The sequence below is a fragment of the Arthrobacter sp. A2-55 genome, from assembly GCF_025548615.1.
In the GTDB taxonomy this organism is placed as follows: Bacteria; Actinomycetota; Actinomycetes; order Actinomycetales; family Micrococcaceae; genus Specibacter; species Specibacter silviterrae.
The window spans coordinates 1-1,284 of the sequence record NZ_JAJLOZ010000147.1 but is presented as its reverse complement, the minus strand read 5'-3'; the positions used below and the strand labels follow the sequence as shown (position 1 = coordinate 1,284).

At 63.2% G+C, this 1,284-nt stretch carries 1 protein-coding gene; it reads left to right on the top strand.

Annotated features, from left to right (window positions below):
* Positions 1 to 124: 124 nt before the first annotated feature.
* Positions 125 to 1,284: integrase catalytic domain-containing protein (locus tag LPN03_RS20700; protein ID WP_262455755.1), on the top strand; the 1,160-nt coding region annotated here is incomplete at its 3' end.

The window sequence follows — 1,284 nt, the reverse complement described above, 5'->3', positions numbered from 1 at the left end:
CGCGTTGACTCATAGAAAACCTCCGCGTAGCCGTATACGTTGCCTCATTTGATTTCCTCCGCGTCGGCGTGGCTTGAAATCCGGGTTTGCGGTGTCGGATACGCCTGTTTCCATGGAGCTGACGATGGCGCAACGACAGGCAGTGGTGAAGAAGCGGGCCTTGACCTACAAGAGGTCTCCGCGGGCCGTGAAGACCCGGATCCTGGACGAGTTGGTCGAGTTAACGGGCTGGCACCGGGACTACGCGAGGGCGGCGTTGCGACACGCGTTGAATCCTCCACCACTACGACCGCGGACTGGCAGGCGCCCGCTGTACGGGCCCGACCTCGTGCCTGCGCTGGTGTTGTGCTGGTCGGTGCTGCGGGCCCCGGCAGGAAAGCTGCTGGCCCCGATGATGCCGACCCTGGTGCCGCTGCTGCGCCGCGAGAAGGAGCTGGTGGTCACGGATGCGCAGGCCGCCTTGCTGGTGCGGATGAGCGCGTCCACGATCGACCGCAAGCTCAAGGGCGCCCGCTCCACGATGCTCCCGCACGGGCGCACCCACACCAAGCCCGGATCCTTGTTGAAGTCGCAGATTCCCATGCGGACCTGGGCCGAATGGGACGACGCCGTGCCGGGGTTTGTCGAGATCGACCTGGTCGCCCACGACGGCGGGAACGCCTCCGGGGAATACTGCTTCACCCTGACGGTGACGGACATTTCCACGGGCTGGACCGTCAACCGCTCGGTGCGGAACAAGGCCGAGAAGTGGGTGTTCGAGGCCCTGCAGTACGTGATGGGGGTCTTTCCATTCCCGATCATCGGGATCGATAGCGACAACGGCAGCGAGTTCATCAACAACCACCTCTACGACTACTGCCTCGAGCACAAGATCACGTTCACGAGGTCCCGGCCCTACAACAAAAATGACGGCGCACATGTGGAGCAAAAGAACTGGGCACGGGTCCGTGAACTCGTCGGCTATCTGCGCTACGACACCGCGGCGGAGCTGGCCGTACTCAACGAGATCTGGGAATTGGACCGGCTCTTCACGAACTACCTGCTGCCCCAGCAAAAACTGGTCTCCAAGCAGCGCTACGGGGCAAAAGTCATCAAGCACTACGACACCCCGGCGACCCCGCACCAACGCGCCATCAAGGACCCCAGGGTCCGCAAGCGCCCGATCATCACCATGAATGCCGCCTTCAAACGGATCAAGCCGGCGCACCTCCAACGCGAGATCCTCCGCCTGACCGGCGAGCTGGAAAAGCTCTCCCTGGCCAAGAAAACCCCGCCGGCCAAACC